The sequence below is a fragment of the Mesorhizobium sp. M0060 genome, from assembly GCF_040323155.1.
Classification (GTDB): Bacteria; Pseudomonadota; Alphaproteobacteria; order Rhizobiales; family Rhizobiaceae; genus Mesorhizobium.
Map to the genome: position 1 here is coordinate 364,074 of NZ_JAMYUP010000001.1, position 19,809 is coordinate 383,882.

Consider the following 19,809-nt stretch of genomic DNA (forward strand, 5'->3'; position numbering starts at 1 on the left):
TTCAGCCGGCTTACTGTTTCCCGCGACGAACTGCGGCGCTATGTGGATGGAACCTGGGTCATGCACTGGTACCACGGGAGGTCAAACATGCTGGGCTGGTTCCGCAAGCTTTTGCCGCGCGAAGATCGCTTCTTCGACCTGTTCGAACGGCATTCCCGTACCGTGGTCGGTGGCGCCGAGGCCCTGCAGCAGCTTCTTCAGGGCAACGACGTCGACCGCTGGTGTCAGACGATCATCGATCTCGAGGACGAAGCCGATCAGATCACCGCGGAATTGCTGCTGGCCGTGCGCCGCTCCTTCATCACGCCCTTCGACCGCGGCGACATCAAGGACCTGATCCAGTCGATGGATGATGCCATCGACATGATGCACAAGACCGTCAAGACGGTAAGGCTGTTCGAAAAGAAAGAATTCGACCCGCTGATGCAGGAAATGGGAAGCGTCATCGTCGAGGCCGCCAAGTTGGTGGCCGAGGCAATCCCGCTGCTCAGCAAGGTCGGGGCGCATACGGTGCGCCTCAACGCCATCGCCGAGGAGGTTATGCGCGCGGAGGGCCGGGCAGACGACCTGCACGAGCAGGGCCTGAAGGACCTGTTCAAACGGCACGGCCGCAGCGACCCGATGGCCTATCTGATCGGCAGCGAGATCTACGGCGAGCTGGAAAAGGTGGTCGACCGCTTCGAGGACGTCGCCAATGAAATCAGCGGCATCATCATCGAGAACGTCTAGTGGAAGTCGCGATAGCCTTTCCCGTGCTGGTCGGCCTTGTCGCCGTCGCGCTGTTCTTCGATTTCCTCAACGGCCTGCACGATGCCGCCAACTCCATCGCCACCATCGTCTCCACCCGCGTGCTGAGGCCACACTATGCTGTGTTCTGGGCGGCCTTCTTCAATTTCATCGCCTTCATGTTCTTCGGTCTTCACGTCGCGGAGACGCTGGGAACCGGCATCATCGACGCCAGCATCGTCACGCCGGCAGTGATCTTCGCAGCACTTGTCGGCGCCATCGTCTGGAATATCGTCACCTGGCTCGTCGGCATTCCGTCCAGCAGCTCGCACGCGCTGATTGGCGGACTGGTCGGCGCCGGCGTTGCCAAGGCAGGCACCGGCGCCATCGTCTGGGCCGGGTTGGGCAAGACGACGGCGGCCATCGTGCTATCGCCGGCGGCCGGCTTTCTGCTGGCGCTCGTCTTGATCCTCGCGGTCTCCTGGTTGTTCGTGCGGCAGACACCGTTCGCCGTGGACAGCACCTTCCGCGTCATGCAGTTCTTTTCCGCCTCGCTCTATTCGCTCGGACATGGCGGCAACGACGCGCAGAAGACCATGGGCATCATTGCCGTGCTGCTCTATTCGCAGGGCATGCTCGGCGCGAATTTTTACGTGCCGCTGTGGGTCGTCATCACCTGTCAGTCGGCGCTGGCGCTTGGCACGTTGCTCGGCGGCTGGCGCATCGTCCACACGATGGGCTCGAAGATCACCCGGCTGAACCCGATGCAGGGGTTCTGCGCCGAGACCGGTGGCGCGATCACGCTGTTCGCCGCCACCTGGCTCGGTATTCCGGTGTCGACCACCCACACGATCACCGGCGCCATCATCGGCGTCGGTGCTGCCCGCCGCGTCTCTGCCGTTCGCTGGGGCATCGCCGGCAACATCGTCATCGCCTGGATCGTCACTCTGCCGGCCACGGCCGCGATCGCGGCTCTTACCTACTTCGCGGTCGGCCTGGCAAAGTGATGTGAACGGGCCGGCGTCTGCAGCCGCCCCCATTGAGCGCAGCCGAACCTACCTGTCCACCAGGTTCAGGATGTTGCCGTCCGGATCCTTGAACCACGCGACCTTCATGCCCTGGCCGACATGGATATCGCCCTCCAGCGCCAGGCCGGGCATGTCGTAGTGCTCGAAGGCGACGCCCTTCGATTTCAACGCCTTGACGATATTGTCTATCTCGTCGCCGACCATCCAGGTCACAGCCGTCGCCTTGTTGGTCCCAGCGAAGTTCGAACGGTACACGTTGATGCTGGTATCGCCGCTTTTATAGACGATCAGTTCGCCACCCTCATTGTGAATCTCCGTCAAACCCAAGATGTCCTCATAGAAGGCCCTGGCCTTGGCCAAATCCTTCACCGCGAGATTGGCCGTCGCATTGCTGTTGGCGAGCATGATCGTCTCCTTCCCTGGTTGTCGTTCCCTATGCGATCACTGAAATAGGTCGCATGGACTGTTCGGCGAAGGGTCATCCCGCCGGAATGCCCGTTCGCGGGACCCGGTTTCCCGGTCACACCGGGCAACCGTTGTTCCACGACTTGGTTCTGGTCGGAAACTGCACTATCTGAAGCGCCGAACACCCAGGAAAATTGCCATGCCCGTCACCAAGCAAATCGTCATCGAGCGCCTGAAGACGGTCAACGGACCGGACTTCACCGGCAACATTGTCGATCTCGGCATGGTTTCGGAGATTTTCATTGCCGATGCCAAGGTGTTCTTCTCGATCACTGTTCCCGCCGCCCGCGCCCAGGAGATGGAGCCGTTGCGCGCCGCCGCCGAGCGTGTCGTCAAGGCGATCCCCGGTGTCGCCGGCGCCGTTGTCGCGCTGACGGCGGAAAAGAAGGGCGGCGGCATGGAGGCGCCGGTTCCGCAAAGACCTGCTCAGAGGCCCGCCCCGGCGGCTGCACCTGCGCGTCCCGCCCCGCAGGCACCCGCCTCGCACAGCCAGGGCAAGCGCGGCGTGCCCGGCATCGAGGCGATCATCGCCGTCGCTTCCGGCAAGGGCGGCGTCGGCAAGTCGACCACTGCCGTCAATATCGCGCTTGGGCTTGCCGCCAACGGGTTGCGGGTCGGCGTGCTCGATGCCGATATTTACGGCCCGTCCATGCCGCGTCTGCTCAACATTCGTGGTCGGCCGCAGACCATCGACGGCAAGATCCTGAAGCCGATGCAGAATTATGGCCTCAAGGTCATGTCGATGGGCTTCCTCGTCGATGAGGAGACGCCGATGATCTGGCGCGGGCCGATGGTGATGTCGGCGTTGACGCAAATGCTGCGAGAGGTCGAATGGGGCCCGCTCGACGTGCTCGTCGTCGACATGCCGCCCGGCACCGGCGACGCGCAACTGACTATGGCCCAGCAAGTGCCGCTGGCCGGCGCCGTCATCGTCTCGACGCCACAGGACCTCGCCCTGATCGATGCGCGCAAAGGCCTCAACATGTTCAGGAAAGTCGACGTGCCGCTGTTGGGCATCGTCGAGAATATGAGTTATTTTCTCGCTCCCGATACGGGGAAACGCTACGACATTTTCGGTCATGGCGGCGCGCGCCGCGAGGCCGAGCGTCTCGGCGTCACCTTCCTCGGCGAAGTGCCGCTTGAAATGGGTATCCGCGAAAGCTCGGATGCTGGCACGCCGGTGGTGGTTTCGAAGCCCGATAGCGCCGAGGCGAAAATCTATCGCGACATCGCCGCGAAGGTCTGGGACAGGGTCAATGAAGAGCGCGGCGCGGCCGAAGCCGCGGTGCCGAGCATCGTCTTCGAGTGACCCCTCCCCCTTGAGGGGCGGGTGCCGCGCGAAGCGCGGCGGGAGGGGGTCGCCTCAACCGCCTCGACCTTCGAACTTAAACTTAAAAAAGACGGAGCACGTCGCTGCGGACCCCACCCGGCCCTGCGGGCCACCCTCCCCTCAAGGGGTCCTCAAGGGGGAGGGGAGCCGCCGACCTTCTCGCCAAAGCTCGAAAAAAACTGCCCGGCAAGTTTCTTCGACGTCGATTCGATCAACCGGCTGCCGAGCTGGGCGATCTTGCCGCCGACATCGGCCTTGGCCGCATATCTCAGCACTGTCGTTTCCGGCCCGTCTTCGGTCAGCGTGACGTCGGCGCCGCCCTTGGCGAAGCCGGCGACGCCGCCCTTGCCTTCGCCCTGGATGGTGTAGGAATGCGGCGGGTTGAGATTATTCAGCGTCACCTCGCCGTTGAACGTCGCCTTGATCGGTCCGATCTTCAGCACCACCGTCGCTGCCATCTCGGTGTCCGACCTTTTCTCGAGGCTTAGGCAGCCGGGAATGGTTTGTCTCAGAACATCCGGGTCGTTCAGCGCTTCCCACACCTTTTGCAGGGGTGCGGCGATGCGTTCCTCGCCCTCGATCACCAAAGCCATCAAAATCTCCCGGATAGCGGACTGACAAACCTCGATCCCGTCTAGCGCGGGGGCAGATGCATGTCTATCGCACCAAAGTGCGGATTCGGATGACGCGTGCCCTTGCCTGCTCCCGCGCGTTGTCATATCGATTTGTCATACAAATACGGAGACCATGATGGCAGGCGCCCCCACCAGCAAGAAAAAATTTCGCTCGCAGGAGTGGTTCGACAATCCCGACAATCCGGGCATGACGGCACTCTATCTGGAGCGCTACCTGAATTACGGGCTGACGCGGGCCGAGCTGATGTCCGGCAAGCCGCTGATCGGCATCGCCCAGACCGGCTCGGACCTGTCGCCCTGCAACCGCCATCACATCGAACTGGCCAAGCGGGTGCGCGAGGGCATCGTCTCGATGGGCGGCATTCCTTTCGAGTTCCCGTGTCACCCGATCCAGGAAACCGGCAAGCGGCCGACCGCCGCGCTCGACCGCAACCTTGCCTATCTCAGCCTGGTAGAGGTGCTCTACGGCTATCCGCTCGACGGCGTGGTGCTCACCATCGGCTGCGACAAGACGACGCCGGCCATGCTGATGGCTGCGGCCACCGTCAACATTCCGGCCATCGCGCTTTCGGTCGGCCCGATGCTCAACGGCTGGCACAAGGGCAAGCGCACCGGCTCCGGCACGATCGTCTGGGAATCGCGCCAGCGCCTGTCGGCCGGCGAGATCGGCTATGACGAGTTCATGGACATCGTCGCCTCCTCGGCGCCGTCGACCGGCTATTGCAACACGATGGGCACCGCCACCACGATGAATTCGTTGGCCGAGGCGCTCGGCATGCAATTGCCGGGCTCGGCCGCTATCCCCGCCCCTTATCGTGAACGCGGCCAGATCGCCTACGAGACGGGAAAGCGAATCGTCGACATGGTGCATGAGGATCTGAAGCCGTCCGACATCATGACCCGCAAGGCTTTCGAGAACGCCATCGTCGTCAACTCGGCGATCGGCGGCTCGACCAATGCGCCGATCCACCTCAACGCCATCGCCCGCCATCTCGGCGTGCCGCTCGACAATGACGACTGGCAAAAGATCGGCCTCAAAATTCCGCTCATCGTCAATCTGCAGCCGTCGGGCGAATATCTCGGCGAAGACTATCATCATGCCGGCGGCGTGCCGGCCGTCGTCGCCGAACTGATGAAAGGCGGCCTGCTGCCCTATCCGGAAGCCATGACCGCCAACGGCAAAACCATCGGCGACAATTGCAGCGGCGCCGTCAACGAGAACCTCGATGTCATCCGCACGGTTGCCGAACCGCTGAAAGCCAATGCCGGCTTCATCAATCTCAAGGGCAATTTGTTCGATTCGGCGATCATGAAGACCAGCGGCATCTCGCCCGAATTCCGCGAGCGCTATCTGTCAAACCCGAAGGATCCCGAAGCCTTCGAGGGCAACGCCATGGTGTTCGACGGGCCCGAGGACTACCACGCCCGCATCGACGATCCGGCACAAGGCATCGACGAGCACACCATCCTGTTCATGCGCGGCGCCGGCCCGATCGGCTATCCGGGTGGCGCCGAAGTCGTCAACATGCAGCCGCCGGCCTATCTGATCAAGAAGGGCATCCACGCGCTGGCCTGTATCGGCGACGGCCGCCAGTCGGGCACCTCGGGTTCGCCCTCGATCCTCAACGCCTCGCCGGAAGCCGCCATCGGCGGCGGGCTGGCGCTGCTGAAGACCGGCGACCGTGTCCGCGTCGATTTGCGGAAGGGCACCGCCGATATCCTCGTCAGCGACGACGAGATCACGCGGCGGCGCGCCGAGCTGCAGAACAATGGCGGCTATCACTATCCCAAGCACCAGACGCCGTGGCAGGAGATCCAGCGTGGCATGGTCGACCAGTTTTCCGAAGGCATGGTGCTGAAGCCGGCGGTGAAATACCAGGATGTGGCGCATACCAGCGGCGTGCCGAGGGACAATCACTGACCAGGATCCGTCGCATGAGGCGGCCAGGAAAACTGCTGCGTGCAGCTCTTTTCCTGGCTGCTGCATTGTTGCCGTCCGTCGCCTCCGCCACCGAATTTCCGGTAACGGCCGATCGCTGGACCGTTGCGGTCGCCGGGCGCTGGTGCGACGCGTCCAACCGCGATCCGGTTGAATTCGCCGCCACCCCCTATAACGGCCTGAAGTTCGGCCGCACGCGCGACTGGACGGGAATTGTCATGCGCGTGTTCCTGTGGCCGGGTGCCGTCAAGGACGACATGCCCGTGACTGCGACGCTGCAACTTGGGAACGTCGACACGCCGCTGGTGATGACGGCGATGACCACGGTCGATTATATCGTCGATCTCGACTATGCTCTGACGAGCGAGGAGCAGAAGGCAATCGCCGGTGCCGGATCGATGACTGTGCGAGTGACGGGTGTCGAACAGCCGCTGGTTTTTCGCACCGAAGGCGTTGCCGGAGCGCTGGAGTTGCTCAACGAGTGCGCCAAGACGATCAAACACGAATGAGTCGGTGCTGCGGCTCTTGGCATGCGCCAAGGCCCGGCCCTTTCTCCCTGGTCTTCGGGCGGCCTCGCAAACTGGATGTGTCAACAGCCGGCAGAATGCTTGACAAGCGAGCGCGACAAATCCACGATCATCGCAAGGGGTTAATCGCGACGACCCCGTGAGGCGTCAGCCCAATGTTCGCGTCCAAGCTTCTCTCTCAAGGAGGTGGACGCCATGCCGTCGACAACAACCATCACCGTACCGCAACTATCCCGTCTGATTGGTCTGCCGGGTGCACCCGCGATCATCGATGTCCGCATCGACGATGACTACAATTCCGATCCGCGCCTGCTGCCAGGTTCAACCCGGCGTGACTTCAAGACCATCTCCACCTGGGCTGCCGATTTCACCGGCAGGCAAGTGGCGGTCGTCTGCCAACAGGGAAAAAAGCTCTCGCAAGGGGTGGCCGCATGGCTGCGGCACGAGGGCATTGCCGCCGAATCGCTCGAAGGCGGGTTTGAAGCCTGGCGCGATGCCAAGGGGCTTCTGGTCCACGCTGAAAAGATTCCGCGCCTCGACGCAAAGGGCCGCACAGTCTGGGTCACGCGGGCTCGCCCGAAGATCGACCGCATCGCCTGCCCGTGGCTGATCCGGCGCTTCATCGATCCTCACGCGGTCTTCCTCTTCGTCGAGGCGGCCGAAGTGTCGGCCGTCGCTGATCGTTTTCACGCCGTGCCGTTCGACATCGACGCCGTGTTCTGGAGCCACCGCGGCGAACGCTGCACCTTCGACACCATGATCGAGGAGTTCGGGCTTGAATCCGAGCCGCTCGATCGCCTCGCCATGATCATACGCGCTGCCGACACTGCGGACCTCGGTCTGGTTCCCCAGGCAGCCGGGTTCCTGGCCGCTTCGCTTGGCCTGTCGCGGATGTTTCGCGATGATCTGGAGCAGCTTGAGGCGGGTATGCTGCTTTACGATGCGTTTTTCCGATGGTGCCGTGATGCCACCGAGGAAACGCATAACTGGCCGGCCGCAGGCGCGGGTAGTCTCGGCGCGGGCAAACCGTCGTGAGCGCCGTCTTTTCGAAGGATCCGGCGGAGATCCAAGCTCCGGCTGTGCCAAGCTTCCGGCAGGCCGTGAAGCTCTGGGCGAAAATCGGCTTGCTCAGCTTCGGCGGCCCGGCAGGACAGATCGCGCTCATGCACAAGGAGTTGGTCGAGGAGCGGCGCTGGATCGGCGAACAGCGTTTCCTGCATGCATTGAATTACTGCATGCTGCTGCCCGGCCCCGAGGCTCAGCAGCTTGCCATCTATATCGGCTGGCTGCTGCACAAAACAGTCGGCGGCCTTGTTGCCGGCATTCTCTTCGTTGTGCCGGGCGCGCTTGTCATGCTCGTCTTGAGCAGCCTCTATGCGCTCTACGGCGATATACCCTTCGTCGAGGCGCTGTTTTTCGGGGTCAAAGCGACGGTGCTCGCCATTGTCATCGAGGCGGTGATCCGGATCGGGCGACGTGCGCTGAAGAACCGGATCATGGTGTCGATCGCACTCGCCGCCTTCATCGCCATCTACGCGCTAAACGTGCCGTTCCCGCTGATCGTCCTGCTTGCCGGCCTGACAGGCTGGATCGGCAACCGCATTGCACCGGCATTTTTTTCCGGCACATCGCAGGGCAAAGGCGATGTTCCCGACATCAAGGGCGCGGTCGATCTGATGTTCGAGCGCGGCGAACTGACCCACGTCAAGCCGACGCGATGGCATGCGCCGCGCATTTTGGCGATCTGGCTGCCGATCTGGCTCGGGCCTGTTCTGCTGATCTGGGCTTTCACCGGCTCTGCCAGCGTGTGGACGCAAATCGGTGGGTTCTTCAGTCTCATGGCGGTCGTCACCTTTGGTGGCGCCTATGCCGTGCTTGCCTATGTCGCGCAGGCAGCGGTCGAGTCCTTCGGCTGGCTCGCACCCGGTGAAATGGTCGACGGCCTTGGGCTGGCCGAAACCACGCCGGGCCCGCTGATCCTGGTCTTGCAGTTCGCCGGTTACATTGCCGCCTTCCGCCACTCCGGCGCGCTCGCCCCGCTGCTTGCCGGCGCGCTTGGGGCACTGCTCACACTGTGGGTGACGTTTACGCCGTGCTTCTTGTGGATATTCCTCGGCGCGCCCTACATCGAAGCGCTGCGCGGCAACAGGGCGCTGTCGGCGGCGCTCGGCGCGATCACCGCTGCGGTCGTCGGCGTCATCATGAACCTCGCGCTTTGGTTCGGCTTACACGTCATCTTCGGCGAAGTGCGCAATGTCGGGCTTGGAATGGACGTGCCGGTGCTCGCGTCGATCGACTGGCGCGCGGCGCTGCTTTCCTGTGCCGCCATGATCGCCATTCTGAAGCTGAAAATCGGCATGCTGCCGACGCTTGCCGGATCGGCGCTGGCCGGTGTGTTGTTGCTGGCGGTGAGCGGGTAGAGCTCAACCGCCCATGCCGCTGCGCGGCAGCTTGATCATATCGCCGAAGCGGGCACGCAATCTGTCGTCGACCGGCTTCGGCACATGGCGCGGGAAGCGTTCGGCAAGCACGCGTTTCTTCTCGATGATTGCCCGCTGCAAGATGTCGGGCCTGCCTTTCTCGTTCCATTCCTTCGGCGAAAAGCGGTCGCCGACGGCCGGATAGAAATATTCGGTCTGCATCAGCCGCAGCGTCTGCTCGTTGCCGAGATAATGGCCCGGCCCTTTCAGGCAAACATCGGCGATGGTGTCGATCGACAGCGACTCGTCCGTCACCTCGATGCCGCGCACGCAGCGCAGGCAGTGGCCGAGCATGTCATTGTCGATGATCAGGCTCTCCAGGCAGAAGCCGAGCAGCGACGCATGCATGCCGGCCGACTCATAAACTAGGTTGAGGCCGGCGAGACCGGCCATCACGTCGGTTATGCCCTTTTCGTAGCCGGACTGGATGTCAGGCAGTTTCGAATCCGTCATGCCGGCGGCCGAACCGCCTGGCAGGTCGTAGAACTGCGCCATCTGTGCACAGGCCGCGGTCAGCACCGCCTGCTCGGCCGAACCGCCCGACATGGCGCCGGTCCTGAGATCCGAGACAAACGGCCAGGTGCCGAAGATCGCCGGATGGCCGGGCTTGATGGCGTTGACATAGATAAGGCCGACGAGCACTTCGGCGACCGCCTGCACCACAGCACCGGCAATCGCCGCCGGTGCTGTTGCACCCGCTTGGCCGGCCGACAGCAGCAGGATCGGAATGCCGCCCTCCACGCAGGCTTCGAGCACGCCGCAGGCGTCCTCGGCAAACTTCATCGGCGGCACGACGAAGCAGTTCGAATTGGAGACGAAAGGCCGCGCGCGAAAATTCTCTTCGCCGCCCGCGATCGCATAAAGCATGTCGAGCGCCGGCTTGACGTTCTCACGCACAGTGAACGAGGTGCCGACATGCTTCGATGTGCCCATGACGCAGGCGTAGAGCGTGTTGAAATCCATATCGAGCGGGTCGGGAATGTCGCGCGGCACCATCGGCCGCTGGAAGAAATGGATGTTGTCGAGCCCTTCGACCAAGCGCGCGGCATCGTAGATGTCCTGCAGCAGCGACTCGCGATACTCACGCTTTTCGACGTCGACAAGGTGCACCGCAGCACCGGCCGTGCCGTAATGCACGCGCTTGCCCTGGATCACCATGTCGTGCCTCGGATTCTGGCCGTAGAGGGTGAAATGCCGTGCCGCTTTCTTGATCGTGTCGAGCACGAGACCGCGGGGAAAGCGCAGACGGGCATCTTCGCTGAGGCTCGCACCGGCCTTGGTCAGCGCCTCGATGCAGGAGGGGATGGCATTGGCGAAGCCGACTGTCTCCAGAAGCGTCAGCACGGCTTCGTGGATACGTTCGCAATCGTTCCCGCTAAGCGGGCTGTAGCTTCCGCCTTCAAGGCCGGCGCGCACCGGCTTGATGTCGTCGGCAAGCGGTGCCGCCCGCATGGCGCGGCGCGCCTCGCGCCCGCCGGAACGCCGCGACCGCTGGTCTGCGGACGAATCCTGCTTCTCATGAGCCACCGGCATGAAGGCACTCCACCTTTAGCTGCGAAGCGGGCGCGGCGGTTGGTCCACCATCGGCCTGCTTCGTCCCCTTATACTGCGACTATGCCGCCGGCATTGGCACAGCCTATGTGCCAGCCGGTCCCGTCGCATATGCCAAGGTGCTAAAGAACCGGAGCCGCGCTACATGCGCCAAGCTCCGGTCGGGGGAGGGCGATCAAGCCGCTGCCGGCCTTCGTCCAGCTGCCGTCGCCAGTTCGCGGATACCGGGCTCGATGTGCTGCAGCGCGATCGATGAAATGCCCAAGCGCATGAAACGCGACGGCTTGTCGGTGCGGTCGAAGAACCGGTCGCCGGGCTCGATAATGACGCTGCGCGACGCCGCGGCCTCGGCCAGGCCGCGCGAATCGGTGCCGCGTGGCCCTTCGAGCCAGAGCGACGTGCCGCCGGCCGAATCGGTCGAACGCCACTCCGGCAGGAAGGCGGAAATCGCATGGACCAGACGCTTGCGCCGCTCGTCGAAGGCGCTCGACAGCCGCCGCACCAGCGCCTCGTGATGGCCGAGCGACAGGAATAGCGCGACGGCGCGCTGGTTGTTCGCCGGCGGATGGCGCAGCATGAAGCGGCGCAGCGCCCGAAGCTCGGAGATCAGCCCGGCCGAGGCGACGATGTAGCCGAGCCTGAGGCCCGGAGCCAGCGTCTTCGACATCGAGCCGACATAGACGACGCGGCCTGAACGATCGAGGCTCTTCAGCGCCTGCTGCGGCGCCTCGTCCAGGAGCTGGCTGTCATAGCCGTCCTCGATGATGATCTGGTTGTAGCGGTTGGCGCGCGCCAAAAGATCCTGCCGCCGCTCGGCCGACAGCGGCACCATGGTCGGGCAATGGTGGCTGGGCGTGACGAAGACGAAGCCGGAATCATTGGGAATGGCAGAGGTTACGATGCCGGAGTGGTCGACCGGAACCGGCTGGATGTCGGCGCCGGCCAGCCGGAAGATCGAGCGTGCATCGGGATAGCCGGGGTCTTCCATCGCCACCTTGGAGCCCTTCGTCATCAAAAGCGTCGCCAGCATGTAAAGCGCGTTCTGGGCGCCCAGCGTCACGATGATCTCGTCCGGGTTGGCGAAGATGCCGCGTCGCGGCAGCAGCCGCGCCTGGATCTGCTCGATCAACAGCGGATCGTCGCGGTCGACCATGTCGGACGCCCAGTTGCGGATTTCGAGCACCGCCAGCGCCATGCGGTTGCACTCGCGCCATTCGGCGGTCGGGAACAGCGCCGGGTCGAACTGGCCATAGACGAAGGGGTAGGACGACTTGATCCAGTTGTCGTGCTTGGCCGGCGGCGGCATGTCGCTGGCCGCGATCTGCCGGCGCGCCTTCCAGTCGATCTCGTTGGCCTGGTCGGGCGCCTTCTGGTGCGGCTTGGCCGGCGTCGCCAGCACTTCGGGATTGACGAAGTGGCCGCGCCGCTCGCGCGCCACCAGGAAACCCTGGTCGACCAGCTGCTGGAAGGCCAGCACCACGGTGCCGCGCGCGACGCCGAGTTTCTCGGCAAGAATCCGGCAGGACGGAAGCGGCATCGAAGCCGCGATCTGCCGGTCGAGGATAGCGGCGACGATCGCCTGGCGGATCTGCGCCTGCAGGGTCTGACCGGATTCCGCCGAAATCCGGAACAGGCCGGACCATATGGCCGTGTCGTTTCGCTGTGGCATGGGAGATGTTCCTCGATGGCCAGCTTTTTTCACTTGGCTGGACCAGTCGAATGTACCGGTGGCACAAGGTGTTGCGCCAATCAATTTTTCTGATCGCTGGGATTTATGCCAGTGATCCTTTGCGCCGGCCCGCGCTGCGCTGCGGCATCGCTGCGCATTGAAACAGATGGAATTCGACCCGATAGTTTGCCGCGACGACACGCGCCGGAAACATCCGGCCTGATAAGATGCCTCTCAAGAGACCGGAGCGAAGCAGTGGATCAATCGTCCTTTCAAAAGCAGCTCGACGCGTTGCGCGATCATCGTGCGGCCAAATCGGGCTCGATGCGCGAGGCTTTCGCCGCCGATCCGCAGCGCTTCGAGAAATTCTCCGCCAGCGACGGCGACCTGCTGCTCGACTGGTCGAAATGCGCGGTCGATGCGTGGACGATGGAACTGCTGGAGAAGCTGGCTGCGGCCGCCGACCTCGAAGGCCGGTGCGCTGCGATGTTTGCCGGCAAGAAGATCAACGTCACTGAAGACCGCGCCGTGCTGCACACGGCGCTGCGCAATCTGACCGGCAAGGGCATCGTGCTCGACGGCCAGGACGTGAAGGCGGAAGTCCTCGCCGTGCTCAACGCGATGGGCGCCTTCGCCGATGCGGTACGTTCCGGCAATGCGGCCGGCGCGACCGGCAAGAAGATCACCGACATCGTCAACATCGGCATCGGCGGCTCCGATCTCGGCCCGGCCATGGCGACGCTGGCGCTGGCGCCCTATCATGACGGCCCGCGCGCGCATTACGTGTCCAATATCGATGGCGCGCATATCCATGACACGCTGAAGGGCCTTTCTGCCGAAACCACCCTGTTCATCATCGCTTCCAAGACCTTCACCACCGTCGAGACGATGACCAATGCCGAGACGGCGCGCAGATGGGTCGAGAGGGCGCTCGGCAAGGAAGCGGTCGGCAAGCATTTCGCCGCGGTCTCGACGGCGCTCGAGCTGGTCGCCAAGTTCGGCATCGCACCCGACCGCGTCTTCGGCTTCTGGGACTGGGTCGGCGGCCGCTATTCGGTCTGGGGCGCTATCGGCCTGCCGGTGATGATTGCCATCGGCCCGAAGAATTTTCACGCCTTTCTCGACGGCGCGCATGAGATAGACGAGCATTTCCGCACCGCGCCGCTGGCGAGGAACCTGCCGGCGCTGATGGGCCTGATCGGCTGGTGGCACCGCGTGATCTGCAAATATCCGGCTCGTGCCGTCATCCCCTACGATCAGCGCCTTTCCAGGCTGCCGGCCTATCTGCAGCAGCTCGACATGGAATCGAATGGCAAGAGCGTCACCCTGGATGGTGGCGCTGTAACGACGCCGACCGGCCCGCTGGTCTGGGGCGAGCCCGGCACCAACGGCCAGCACGCCTTCTTCCAGCTGCTGCACCAGGGCACCGACTTCATCCCGGTCGAATTCCTCGCCGCCGCCGTCGGCCACGAGCCGGAACTGAAGCATCACCACGACCTTCTGCTCGCCAACTGCCTGGCGCAGTCGGAAGCCTTCATGAAGGGCCGCACGCTGGCGGAAGCCCGCGCGCAGATGCTGGCGAAAGGCATGAAGCCCGCCGACGTCGACAGGATTGCTCCGCACCGCGTCTTCTCCGGCGACCGCCCCTCGGTGACGATCCTCTACAGGAAGCTCGACCCCCACACATTCGGACGGCTGATTGCCCTCTACGAGCATCGCGTCTTCGTCGAAGGCACGCTGTTCAACATCAACTCCTTCGACCAATGGGGCGTCGAACTCGGCAAGGAACTGGCGACCGGGCTGCTGCCCGTCGTTGAAGGCAAGGAGAATGCCGCAAAGCGGGATGCCTCGACGGCTGGATTGGTGGAACACATCCACCGCTTGCGTGGCTCGGAGTGAAAAGCTTGGCGGACATCAAGGGAATATTGTTCGACAAGGACGGCACGCTCGTAGATTTCAACGCGACATGGCTGGGCATCGCCGACTTCATGGCGATGGATGCGGCCGAAGGCGATCGCTGGAAAGCAGACAGGCTGCTTGCGGCGGCGGGCTTCGATTTCGCCGCCAAGCGCTTCAAGCCGGATTCGATTTTTGCCTCCGGCACCAACATGGATGTCGTCGAACTGTGGTTCCCGCGGCTGTCCGATGAGGACCAGATGCTTGCCGTCGCCCGCTTCAATGCCATCACCTCGGCGCAAGGATCGGCGATGGCCGTGGCGCTGCCGGGCGTGGTCGAGACGCTTGGGCTGCTTCACAGAAAATCCTACCGGCTTGGCGTCGCCACCAATGACTCAACCAGCGGCGCGGAAAAGACCCTGGTCACGCTGGGCGTCGCGCAGCTTTTCGAAGCCGCCTATGGTTACGACGCGGTGGCCAATCCAAAACCGGCGCCGGATACGATCCTTGCCTTCTCGGATCTGACAGGGCTAAGGCCGGCAACGATCGCCGTGGTCGGCGACAACCGTCACGATCTGGAAATGGCGCGCGCCGGCGGCTGCGGCCTGGCGATCGGCGTGCTGTCCGGCACCGGCACACGTGAATCGCTATCGCAGATCGCCGACGTCATCCTGGATTCGGTTGCCGATCTGCCCGATTTTCTTGCGGCCCGAGTCAGCGAGACGGCTTGAGCGCGCAGCTATCCGGCTCGAACGAAAACACGCCGCTTGGTTTCATCGCCGCATTCCTGCCGGCGCCGACATCCGGCACCTCGTATTCGGCCAGCAGGCGAAGCCGCGAGCGGGGCAGATAGGCGCGGCCCGGATCGCCGATCAGCACGGCGATGCCGGCAGCAAGGCAGCGGTCGAGGAAGGGAACGACCCGGCCGGCAAGATCGTGGGCGTAAAACAGGTCGCCGACCATCACGATATCCACTGGTGGCGGCGGACCGCCGGTGATGTCTTCGCCAATGATCATGATAGCGACGCCGTTCGCAGCCGCATTGAGGCCGAGCGCGGCCACGCCATTGCGGTCGATCTCTGTCGCGACGACCTCGCTGGCTCCGGCCTTTGCCGCAGCGATGCCGACAAGGCCCGAGCCGGCGCCGAGGTCGAGCACGCGCCGCCCAGCCACGGTCTCCGGCCGGTCGATTATATAGCGGGCGAGCACCGCGCCGCCGGCCCAGGCATAGGCCCAGTACGGTGGCTCCGGTTCAGGTCCGTCTTCTTCGATCCCGTGTTGGTTCCACTCGACAAGCCGCCTGAGCCCGCTTCCCGGATGGGCGGTGTAAAGCTGGATTTCGGGAAGCGCGGGCACGGCGGTGATCCGCATGTTCGCCCGGATGAAGTCTGCCGGGTCTGGACGCGAACCTATATCCCCGGTGTTGGCGCCGGCGATGCAATCGCTCAAGCTGCGCCTAGCTCCGCAACGCTCGTCGCAGAATCTTGCCGACCGGTGTCTTCGGCAGCTCGGGGCGGAACTCGATATATCTGGGTCGCTTGTAGCCGGTCAGGTTCTCGCGGCAATAAGCCGTCAGCATCTCGGCGGTCAGTGCCGGGTCCTTCTTGACGACGAACAGCTTCGGCACTTCACCCGAATGCTCGTCCGGTACGCCGATCGCCGCCACTTCGAGCACGCCCGGATGCTGCGCCACCACCTCCTCGAGTTCGTTCGGATAGACGTTGAAGCCGGAAACGAGGATCATGTCCTTCTTGCGGTCGACGATCTTGGTGTAGCCACGCTCGTCCATGAAGCCCATGTCGCCCGACTTGAAGAAACCGTCCTCGGTCATCACCTTGGCGGTCTCGTCCGGCCGGTTCCAGTAGCCGGCCATCACTTGCGGTCCGCGAATGCAGATTTCGCCGACCTCGCCGAGCGGCAAATTGTTGCCGTCGTCGTCGCGGATGGCGATCTCGGTCGAGGGCAGCGGCAGGCCGATCGTGCCGGTGAAGGCTCCGTCGCTGAATTTGTTGGCGGTCGCCCCCGGCGAGGTTTCGGAGAGCCCGTAGGCTTCGCTGATCGGGCAGCCGGTCAGCGCCTTCCAGCGCTCGGCGATGCCCTTCTGCACCGCCATGCCGCCACCCAGCGTCAAGATCAGCGGCTTGAAGTCGAGCTTGCGAAAATCCTCATTGTTGAGCAGGGCATTGAACAGTGTGTTGAGGCCCGGGAAGATGTGAATCGGGTATTTCTGCAGCTCCTTGACGAAGCCGGGAATGTCGGGCGGATTGGGAATGAGCACGTTCTGCGCGCCTTGCTGCATGCCCATCATCGCGTTCACCGTCAGCGCAAAAATATGATAGAGCGGCAGCGCGCAGAGGAAATTCAGATGCGCCGGCTTCGGCTTGACCGTGTAGGCGTCTTCGACCCACAGCGCGTTCTGCGCGACGTTCGCCAAAACATTGCTGTGCAAAAGCATCGCGCCCTTGGAGATGCCGGTCGTACCGCCCGTATATTGCAGGAAGGCGATGTCGGCGGTCGCGACCTCGGCGGGTTTGAAGGCCACGCCGGCGCCGGCCTTCAATGCGGCGTTGAACTTGACATGGCCGGGCAGCGACCATGCCGGCACCATCTTCTTGACGCGGCGCACGACGAAGTTGACGATTGTTCCCTTGAGCCCGCCGAGCATATCGCCCATCGTCGCGACCACGACATGCTTGACCGCGGTCCTGGCGATCACCGCCTGCAAGGTGCAGGCGAAATTTTCGAGGATGACAATGGCTTGAGCGCCGGAATCCTTGAGCTGGTGCTCCAGCTCGCGCGGCGTGTAGAGCGGGTTGATGTTCACCACGACATAGCCGGCGCGAAGCACTGCCATCATCGCGACCGGATATTGCAGCACGTTCGGCATCATCAGCGCGACACGCGCGCCCTTCTGCAGCCCCTTTGATTGCAGATAAGCGCCAAAGGCCGCCGACTGTCGCTCGAGATCGGCATAGGTGATCGATTTGCCCATGCAGACAAAGGCCGGCCGATTCGCAAACTGCTTGCAGGCGGCGACGAGAAAGTCGCCGATCGAGCTGGAGGGCAGGGCGCCGATCTCGGCCGGCACGATCTTTGGATAACTCTTGAGCCACGGTTTTTCCGGCAGGCCGGCGGCCAGCGACGTGATCGCCTTCGGTAATCTCTTGGCCGGACCTGCCGGCGGTTTTGGCGCAGTCGGCACTGCCTTCGCCGCCGGCTTGGCAGCAGCGGCGGACTTTGCGGGGGTCGCCGTCTTACTGGCTGCCGGCTTGGCAGACTTTCCAGCCGCGGTTTTCGCCGCCGGCTTCGCGCTTGTCTTCGCGGTAGCCTTCGGCTTGGCGGCGGCCGCTTTTGGCTTGACCGCTTTCGATGTTGCCTCGGCCTTTGCTTTCGCCGGGGTTGTTGTCTTTGCCGGTTTTGCCACCTGTCGCTCCCTCAATCGTTCTTATTGTTTCGGCACGCTTGAGCGCCACCGCCGCCCCTGGCGAACAAAGGTATCCCACGCTGCCGCAATGTCCGGAACCTGGGAAATCCAGCACGCCGTCCATCTATCTATGTATTGCCACTAGCGGCGGCCGTGCAAGCCTCGCCCACCTGGCAGTGCGGCAAGACTTGCCTTCAAACCTCTCGGCCGCGACCGGGTTTCGGACGGGCATCTCTTGGCATCGCTGCCGAACCGAACGGCTGGATTCCCCGAATTGGCGGCATCGCCGATCAACAAAAAATTGAGGTCGCTAATAATGTCGTGATCTGCGGATTCGGCTCGTTTTTTCCACAATCCGCCGCATGCCGGAATTTTTTTCTGCTTCCCGTGGGTTAGGCAAACAAGCAGTTCCAAAGCTAGAAAAACGGTGCTTATATGCGCGCTTCGCGAGCCTGATAGAGGGGCTTGGAAGAACATCAGGGAGTGCTCAATGAAAAAGAAACTGACTTTTGCAGCCGCGTTGCTGGCTGCAAGCGTCCTCGGCGGCATGGCCAATGCAAAACAACTGGTCTATTGCTCGGAGGCATCGCCGGCCGGCTTCGACCCGTCGCCATGGAGCGGCGGCAACGACTTCGACGCCTCGTCGCGCACTATCTATTCGCGCCTGGTCGAGTTCGAGCATGGCAAGACCACCATTTCGCCCGGCCTCGCAGAGAGCTGGACGGTTTCCGACGACGGTCTCGAATATACATTCAAGCTTCGCCCGGGTGTGAAATTCCAGACGACCGACTATTTTACGCCGACTCGCGACCTCAATGCCGACGACGTGATCTTTTCCTTCGAACGCCAGTGGAAGAAAGAAAGCCCGTGGTACAGCTATCTGGAAGGCACCGGCTGGGAATATTTCACCGGCATGGGCTTCCCCGATCTCCTGAAGGAAATCGTCAAGGTCGACGACCTGACCGTGAAATTCGTTCTGAACAAGCCTGAAGTCGCCTTCCTGCCTGACCTCGGCATGGATTTCGCCTCGATCGTCTCCAAGGAATATGCCGACCAGCTCGACAAGGCCGGCACCAGGCAGCAGTTCACCCAGAAGCCGGTCGGCACCGGTCCGTTCCAGTTCGTCGACTACCAGGTCGATGCGGTCATCCGCTACGCCGCATGGGACGGCTACTATGGCGGCCGCCAGAAGATCGACGATCTGATCTTCGCCATCACGCCCGATCCGGCCGTGCGCGCGCAGAAGCTGAAGGCAGGCGAGTGCGATATCATGTCGTACCCGGCGCCGGCCGACATCGCCGGACTGCAGGCCGACACGAACCTCAAGGTGGACGAGCAGGAAGGCCTGAATATCGGCTACATGGCTTACAATACGACGCAGCCGCCCTTCGACAAGGTCGAGGTCCGCAAGGCCCTCAACATGGCGGTCAACAAGAAGGCGATCATCGACGCGGTCTATCAGGGCGCCGGCGCGCCGGCCATCAACCCGATCCCACCGACCATGTGGTCCTACAACAAGGACATCAAGGACGATCCCTATGATCCAGAGGCGGCCAAGAAGATGCTGGCCGACGCGGGCGTCAAGGATCTGTCGATGAAGATCTGGGCTATGCCGGTCAGCCGCCCTTACAACCCGAACGCCCAGCGTGTCGCCGAACTGATCCAGGCCGACTACGCCGCCGTCGGCGTCAAGGCGGAGATCGTCAGCTACGAATGGACCGAGTACCGCCAGCGCGGCAAGGCCAAGGATCGCGACGGCGCCTTCCAGCTGGGCTGGACCGGCGACAATGGCGACCCCGACAACTTCCTGTTCCTGCTCGGTTGCGATGCCATCGGCCAGTCCAATTATGCGATCTGGTGCAACCAGGAATTCGAAGGCCTGCTGAAGAAGGGCAAGGCGACAACGGACGTCGCCGAGCGCACCAAAATCTACGAGGAAGCCCAGGTCGTGTTCAAGCGTGAGGCGCCGTGGCTGACCATCGCCCACTCCAAGGTCTTCATGCCGATGAACAAGAAGGTTTCGGGCTTCGTTATGGACCCGCTTGGCATTCACCGGTTTGACGGCGTCGACGTCACCGAATAAGTCCTGAGAAATTGAACGGCGGCGCTGGACTCCCAGCGCCGCCGTTCTATGAAGCA

18 protein-coding genes are annotated in these 19,809 nt (G+C 63.1%); 11 read left to right on the plus strand and 7 right to left on the minus strand.

Annotation, left to right across the window (positions count from 1 at the left end; genetic code table 11):
• The first annotated feature begins 87 nt into the window (after positions 1–87).
• Both NKJ94_RS01705 and NKJ94_RS01710 read left to right on the plus strand, forming a co-directional pair.
• On the plus strand, positions 88–729 hold the full coding sequence (locus tag NKJ94_RS01705) for a DUF47 family protein (protein WP_352522658.1): 642 nt from the start codon (positions 88–90) through the stop codon (positions 727–729).
• Positions 729–1,733 (plus strand): inorganic phosphate transporter, encoded by a 1,005-nt coding sequence (locus NKJ94_RS01710; RefSeq protein ID WP_352522659.1) that lies wholly within the window; start codon positions 729–731, stop codon positions 1,731–1,733. Before NKJ94_RS01705 ends, NKJ94_RS01710 begins: the two co-directional genes overlap by 1 nt.
• A gap of 48 nt (positions 1,734–1,781) precedes the next feature.
• Here the strand turns inward: NKJ94_RS01710 and NKJ94_RS01715 are convergent, their stop codons facing one another.
• On the minus strand, positions 1,782–2,159 hold the full coding sequence (locus tag NKJ94_RS01715) for a VOC family protein (protein WP_352522660.1): 378 nt from the start codon (positions 2,157–2,159) through the stop codon (positions 1,782–1,784).
• A gap of 199 nt (positions 2,160–2,358) precedes the next feature.
• On the opposite strand from NKJ94_RS01715, the gene NKJ94_RS01720 reads away from it, so the two are divergent.
• Positions 2,359–3,528 (plus strand): Mrp/NBP35 family ATP-binding protein, encoded by a 1,170-nt coding sequence (locus tag NKJ94_RS01720; protein WP_352522661.1) that lies wholly within the window; start codon positions 2,359–2,361, stop codon positions 3,526–3,528.
• Between the two features lie 152 nt (positions 3,529–3,680).
• On the opposite strand, the gene NKJ94_RS01725 is transcribed toward NKJ94_RS01720, so the two are convergent.
• Entirely contained in the window at positions 3,681–4,142 is a 462-nt protein-coding gene (locus NKJ94_RS01725; protein ID WP_352522662.1) for an SRPBCC family protein, read from the minus strand.
• A gap of 157 nt (positions 4,143–4,299) precedes the next feature.
• On the opposite strand from NKJ94_RS01725, the gene NKJ94_RS01730 reads away from it, so the two are divergent.
• The 4 genes from NKJ94_RS01730 to chrA all read left to right on the plus strand — a co-directional run bounded on the left by NKJ94_RS01730 (position 4,300) and on the right by chrA (position 9,070).
• Positions 4,300–6,105 carry an IlvD/Edd family dehydratase gene (locus NKJ94_RS01730; protein ID WP_352522775.1) on the plus strand — a complete coding sequence of 602 codons (1,806 nt, stop codon included), beginning with the start codon at positions 4,300–4,302 and terminating at the stop codon, positions 6,103–6,105.
• Between the two features lie 14 nt (positions 6,106–6,119).
• Positions 6,120–6,632, plus strand: a complete 513-nt coding sequence (locus tag NKJ94_RS01735) for a hypothetical protein (protein ID WP_352522663.1) — start codon at positions 6,120–6,122, stop codon at positions 6,630–6,632.
• 213 nt (positions 6,633–6,845) lie between these two features.
• Positions 6,846–7,685 carry a chromate resistance protein ChrB domain-containing protein gene (locus tag NKJ94_RS01740; protein WP_352522664.1) on the plus strand — a complete coding sequence of 280 codons (840 nt, stop codon included), beginning with the start codon at positions 6,846–6,848 and terminating at the stop codon, positions 7,683–7,685.
• On the plus strand, positions 7,682–9,070 hold the full coding sequence (chrA, locus tag NKJ94_RS01745; protein WP_352522665.1) for a chromate efflux transporter: 1,389 nt from the start codon (positions 7,682–7,684) through the stop codon (positions 9,068–9,070). The genes NKJ94_RS01740 and chrA overlap by 4 nt, the downstream gene beginning before the upstream one ends.
• Positions 9,071–9,073: 3 nt before the next feature.
• On the opposite strand, the gene NKJ94_RS01750 is transcribed toward chrA, so the two are convergent.
• Together NKJ94_RS01750 and pdxR are read right to left on the minus strand one after the other, a co-directional pair.
• Entirely contained in the window at positions 9,074–10,663 is a 1,590-nt protein-coding gene (locus NKJ94_RS01750; RefSeq protein WP_352522666.1) for a trimethylamine methyltransferase family protein, read from the minus strand.
• Positions 10,664–10,856: 193 nt separating this feature from the next.
• Positions 10,857–12,350 carry a MocR-like pyridoxine biosynthesis transcription factor PdxR gene (pdxR, locus tag NKJ94_RS01755; protein ID WP_352522667.1) on the minus strand — a complete coding sequence of 498 codons (1,494 nt, stop codon included), beginning with the start codon at positions 12,348–12,350 and terminating at the stop codon, positions 10,857–10,859.
• 5 nt (positions 12,351–12,355) lie between these two features.
• Between pdxR and NKJ94_RS01760 the strand changes: the two genes are divergently transcribed.
• The 3 genes from NKJ94_RS01760 (at position 12,356) to NKJ94_RS01770 (ending at position 14,977) form a co-directional block, all read left to right on the plus strand.
• Positions 12,356–12,511 carry a hypothetical protein gene (locus NKJ94_RS01760; RefSeq protein ID WP_254816186.1) on the plus strand — a complete coding sequence of 52 codons (156 nt, stop codon included), beginning with the start codon at positions 12,356–12,358 and terminating at the stop codon, positions 12,509–12,511.
• A gap of 94 nt (positions 12,512–12,605) precedes the next feature.
• On the plus strand, positions 12,606–14,249 hold the full coding sequence (pgi, locus tag NKJ94_RS01765) for a glucose-6-phosphate isomerase (RefSeq protein WP_352522668.1): 1,644 nt from the start codon (positions 12,606–12,608) through the stop codon (positions 14,247–14,249).
• A 5-nt stretch (positions 14,250–14,254) separates the two neighbouring features.
• Positions 14,255–14,977, plus strand: coding sequence for an HAD family hydrolase (locus NKJ94_RS01770; protein WP_352522669.1), 723 nt, complete (start codon positions 14,255–14,257; stop codon positions 14,975–14,977).
• On the opposite strand, the gene NKJ94_RS01775 is transcribed toward NKJ94_RS01770, so the two are convergent.
• The 3 genes from NKJ94_RS01775 to NKJ94_RS01785 are packed head-to-tail and all read right to left on the minus strand — an operon-like array spanning position 14,961 to position 17,794.
• Positions 14,961–15,695, minus strand: coding sequence for a class I SAM-dependent methyltransferase (locus NKJ94_RS01775; RefSeq protein ID WP_502896163.1), 735 nt, complete (start codon positions 15,693–15,695; stop codon positions 14,961–14,963). The genes NKJ94_RS01770 and NKJ94_RS01775 overlap by 17 nt on opposite strands.
• Positions 15,696–15,702: 7 nt before the next feature.
• Positions 15,703–17,448, minus strand: coding sequence for a long-chain fatty acid--CoA ligase (locus NKJ94_RS01780; RefSeq protein WP_352522670.1), 1,746 nt, complete (start codon positions 17,446–17,448; stop codon positions 15,703–15,705).
• 52 nt (positions 17,449–17,500) lie between these two features.
• Positions 17,501–17,794 (minus strand): hypothetical protein, encoded by a 294-nt coding sequence (locus NKJ94_RS01785; RefSeq protein WP_352522671.1) that lies wholly within the window; start codon positions 17,792–17,794, stop codon positions 17,501–17,503.
• A 366-nt stretch (positions 17,795–18,160) separates the two neighbouring features.
• On the opposite strand from NKJ94_RS01785, the gene NKJ94_RS01790 reads away from it, so the two are divergent.
• Positions 18,161–19,753 (plus strand): ABC transporter substrate-binding protein, encoded by a 1,593-nt coding sequence (locus NKJ94_RS01790; RefSeq protein WP_352522672.1) that lies wholly within the window; start codon positions 18,161–18,163, stop codon positions 19,751–19,753.
• The last annotated feature ends 56 nt before the right edge of the window (positions 19,754–19,809 follow it).

Coding starts and splice junctions, on each gene's coding strand:
- NKJ94_RS01705 (WP_352522658.1), top strand. CDS start 88: ATGCTGGGCTGGTTCCGCAAGCTTTTGCCGCGCGAAGATCGCTTCTTC.
- NKJ94_RS01715 (WP_352522660.1), bottom strand. CDS start 2,159: ATGCTCGCCAACAGCAATGCGACGGCCAATCTCGCGGTGAAGGATTTG.
- NKJ94_RS01720 (WP_352522661.1), top strand. CDS start 2,359: ATGCCCGTCACCAAGCAAATCGTCATCGAGCGCCTGAAGACGGTCAAC.
- NKJ94_RS01725 (WP_352522662.1), bottom strand. CDS start 4,142: ATGGCTTTGGTGATCGAGGGCGAGGAACGCATCGCCGCACCCCTGCAA.
- NKJ94_RS01730 (WP_352522775.1), top strand. CDS start 4,300: ATGGCAGGCGCCCCCACCAGCAAGAAAAAATTTCGCTCGCAGGAGTGG.
- NKJ94_RS01735 (WP_352522663.1), top strand. CDS start 6,120: ATGAGGCGGCCAGGAAAACTGCTGCGTGCAGCTCTTTTCCTGGCTGCT.
- NKJ94_RS01740 (WP_352522664.1), top strand. CDS start 6,846: ATGCCGTCGACAACAACCATCACCGTACCGCAACTATCCCGTCTGATT.
- NKJ94_RS01750 (WP_352522666.1), bottom strand. CDS start 10,663: ATGCCGGTGGCTCATGAGAAGCAGGATTCGTCCGCAGACCAGCGGTCG.
- pdxR (WP_352522667.1), bottom strand. CDS start 12,350: ATGCCACAGCGAAACGACACGGCCATATGGTCCGGCCTGTTCCGGATT.
- NKJ94_RS01760 (WP_254816186.1), top strand. CDS start 12,356: ATGTTCCTCGATGGCCAGCTTTTTTCACTTGGCTGGACCAGTCGAATG.
- NKJ94_RS01785 (WP_352522671.1), bottom strand. CDS start 17,794: ATGGACGGCGTGCTGGATTTCCCAGGTTCCGGACATTGCGGCAGCGTG.
- NKJ94_RS01790 (WP_352522672.1), top strand. CDS start 18,161: ATGAAAAAGAAACTGACTTTTGCAGCCGCGTTGCTGGCTGCAAGCGTC.